General features: G+C 45.8%; 3 protein-coding genes. All 3 read left to right on the top strand.

What is annotated here, in order from left to right; genetic code table 11:
* On the top strand, positions 1-1,917 hold a 1,917-nt coding region (gene flgE, locus A2517_RS08545; RefSeq protein ID WP_294896086.1), incomplete at its 5' end, for a flagellar hook protein FlgE.
* 184 nt (positions 1,918-2,101) lie between these two features.
* Positions 2,102-2,605, top strand: a complete 504-nt coding sequence (locus A2517_RS08540; protein ID WP_294896084.1) for an RDD family protein — start codon at positions 2,102-2,104, stop codon at positions 2,603-2,605.
* A gap of 1 nt (position 2,606) precedes the next feature.
* The coding region (locus A2517_RS08535; RefSeq protein ID WP_294896082.1) for an MFS transporter at positions 2,607-3,670 on the top strand (1,064 nt) is incomplete at its 3' end.

Raw genomic sequence — 3,670 nt, 5'->3', positions numbered from 1 at the left:
GGATCAATCCAAAATACCGATAAAAATACCGACGTCGCGATTCAGGGTGACGGTTTTTTCATCGTCAGTTCTGATGGCGGAAATACGTATAAATACAGCCGTTCGGGGGATTTTAAATTTGACGCGGCCGGAAACTTTGTCGATAACAACGGATTCATTGTCCAAGGATGGGTACGTGATGAAACGACAGGTCTTGTCGATGCCACCGCACCGATCGCTAATATCCAAATCCCGCCGGGGCTAACGACTCCGGCACAATCAACGACTGAAGTGGTGATCAAAGCAAACCTCAGTTCAGGGGATCAAGTAGAACAATTCAAACCTATTTATAATCTTGATACTAATAGTCTTAACACAACCGGTGTCGATGGTTTAGCCAACACTGCGGATGATGATCGCCCTGAATTTTTTAACGTTTTGTTTGATGCGAGCGGAAACGCATTAAATCTCCAAACCGGTCAAGGGATGTGGACGAGCTATCAGCCCGCAACCTACAGTGATACGATTGCCGCACCTGCTGCAGGTGCTTTAGCATTTGACGTGAACGGGGTTTCCATGTCATTGGTATTCGCCGGGACAGAAACAGCAGCTCAAGCGACCAGTATGATCGCCGCTAAAATCAATGCGAATACGGCAACAACGGGTGTGAGTGCCGCACCGGATCCCTCAAATCCGGCTATTTTGATTCTTACTAATGATAATACACGTGGGACAACCTCCGCCAGTAAAAATATTAGCTTGGTTGTAACTTCGGATGTCGCAGCGACCGGTTTTACCAGTGGAAGCGATATCACCGCATTTCAATATTCTTTTGTTAGTGCAGGAGCCACCCCTATAGGTGAAACCACTGCAACCGGCGCTATACGTCAATTCACATCAACAGAAGATTTACGGGCTCAAATGCAGCATGATGCCCGTCTCATAGGAGATGATCACGGAGATAATGATAACGTCTTAACAGAATCTGCTATTACTGTCGAGATTAATGCCAAAGGGCAATTTGAGATCAAAAATCCCGGTAGTGCCGGAGTCGATGAATACGATCTTCGTCTCGCCGTCACGGGATTAACTTCGGCTGGGGTCACTGAAAATACCCGATTTACCCAAAACTTCCAAACCTTATCAGGAACCTTAACCACCGGTTCAAGCATCTCACGATTGAGCCAATCGTTTAATGCCGCTACTCACTCGGCGAGTATCGATGTGTTCGACTCCCTTGGAACCAAACATACCCTTCGACTCGATTTCCGTAAAACGGCTCTCAACTCCAGCGGAGGGACAGAGTGGGTTTATGAAGTCAGTGTCCCCTCACCGGGAGATATCGGCGGAACAATCAATAAAAATGAACTTACAAATTTAGATGCAGGACGTATCAGTTTTACGAACACAGGAGCACTTGCCCTCGCAACGATTCCGAGTCTTACCTATACTGCCAATAACGGTTCGGCTCCGAATCAAACGATCGATTTGAATTTCGGTACGATCAACTCATTTGACGGTATGACCAGTTTTGATAATCCATCAGGAACCAGCGGTATCAGCCAAGACGGTTACCCTGGAGGGGATTTAGTCGGTATCCGAATTGACCAAAGCGGTACGTTAGTAGGATCTTTCTCTAACGGGCGTTCTTTCGGTTTGGCGCAAATCGGGATGGCAAAGTTTTCGAATAACGAGGGGTTAGTGAGTGATGGCGGAAACGTTTATCTCCAATCTGCCAACTCAGGGGATCCGATTATCGGTACGGCGGCTACGGCAGGACGTGGATTTATGCAATCCTCTGCGCTTGAAGCTTCCAACGTCGATTTATCTAAATCGCTGACACAATTGATCATTATCCAGCGCGGATATCAAGCCAACGGTAAAACAATTACCACTTCAGATACGCTGCTAGAAACTCTTATCGGATTGAAACGTTAATATAGTCAGGATTTTTAAAGGAGGATTCCGGCGAGAAGGATGAACGCCGGAACTTTGAACTTTGAAACTTAAGGAGTGAGTGATGAATGAAAAAACGTTACCCACTGACTTGCTGCTGTCATTTGGGATACCAGTATTATGAATCAACTTGGTAAACAAATAGTAATAACGTTATAATTTTGTTATGAGATGGCGAACCCTAAAAACAAAAAAACAATCTACCCGTGTAAAACCCAAAACACTTTTTGCCCCTTTTTGGCCTCGTGCCGCAGGATTTGTAACCGATATTTTCATGATAGGGCTCCCCATATCGCTCCTTATGATGATGATCTTCGGTTATGATCAAATGAATACGGCAGGCGGTCTGGATGTCTTAGTACACGACCCTAAAGCCCAAAGCAATCCCCCGAATCCGATAGCGTCGATTACCCAAATAGCGCTCTTTCTTATAACATACGTTTGGTTATGGCATAAAAGCGGGCAGACACCGGGGAAAAAGCTTGCCCGTACGCGTGTCGTAGATGTCAAAACACTTGAAAATGCCCCTTATTGGAAACTAACCCTCCGTTTTATCGGTTATTTTCTCTCTTTTATTACTGTGATCGGATTTTTTATCGGGCTGTTTCGAAAAGACAAACGGACGTTGCACGACCTCATCAGCGGCACCGCTGTCATCCGCGTCCCCTAACATGAGCGTGTTAATCGCCTTTTTCTATTTTTTCTATTTTGCCCTTATTGGGGTTCATGTTATTTTTGTCCCCAAGATACTCTCCATGGTAGGGTATGAGCCTGCGGCTATCGGTGTTATTTTTGCCTCCGCTCCGCTGGTACGGTTTGCGATACCGTTTCTTTTTCTCAGAGGGTTCAGGCTGAGCCAAAAAACATTTTTTTCCGCTCTTATTCTTATGGGATTAGGTGCGGCAGGATTTTATCCCGCACTGAAGCAGTTTTGGCCTCTGCTTTTCGTCAATATCCTCTTTGGAATAGGACTAGCCCTTATTCTCCCTTATATCGAGGTTATTTCTCTGGAGAGGATCGGCAAAGAGCGCTATGGAAGAATTCGCCTCTTCGGTTCACTCGGATTTATCGCTATTGCACTGGTTTTAGTGAAATTCCTCAGTTCACCCTATATCGGGATCATCTTTCTCATCCTCATGGCAGTCATAACACTGATGTTTGGAGCATTGATCGGTTACAAAGAACGCCATACCCCTTCTAATGAATGTGCTGCATCACACGAGGAGTGCCGTTTCTCTATCTTTAGCCATATCCCGCTGTGGATCGGATTTTTCCTGATGCAGGTGAGCTTCGGCCCTTTTTATAACTTTTTTACCATCTATACAACCGATCATGGCGTCTCACTGGATACCACCGTATGGCTATGGAGCTTTGGGGTTATTGCCGAAATTATCATGTTCTATTTTCAAGGGAATCTGCTGCGCCGAAATCTCTATACACTGTTATGGATTACTGCGCTCATCACGGCACTGCGATGGGTATTGGTTGCCTTATTCCCTAACTCCTTAGCCATTTTATTTGCCTCTCAGAGCCTTCACGCGTTCAGTTTTGCCCTCTTTCATACCGCGGCTATCAGTGTCCTCTTTTCTCTTTATAAAGCCCGCCGCTTAGCACAGCAATTTTTCTTCGGTATTTCATACGGTTTGGGGGGATTTGTGGGGGCATTGGGAGCTGGAATCGTCTATCAATACGCTCCCGAATATCTTTTTATTGCCGGTGCGATAGCCGCTCTGGG

Origin of the sequence: Sulfuricurvum sp. RIFOXYD12_FULL_44_77 (assembly GCF_001830725.1) — a bacterium.
GTDB classification, from domain to species: domain Bacteria; phylum Campylobacterota; class Campylobacteria; order Campylobacterales; family Sulfurimonadaceae; genus Sulfuricurvum; species Sulfuricurvum kujiense_A.
Note: the sequence above shows the minus strand (reverse complement) of the source record. Positions and strands in the feature narration are given on the sequence as shown.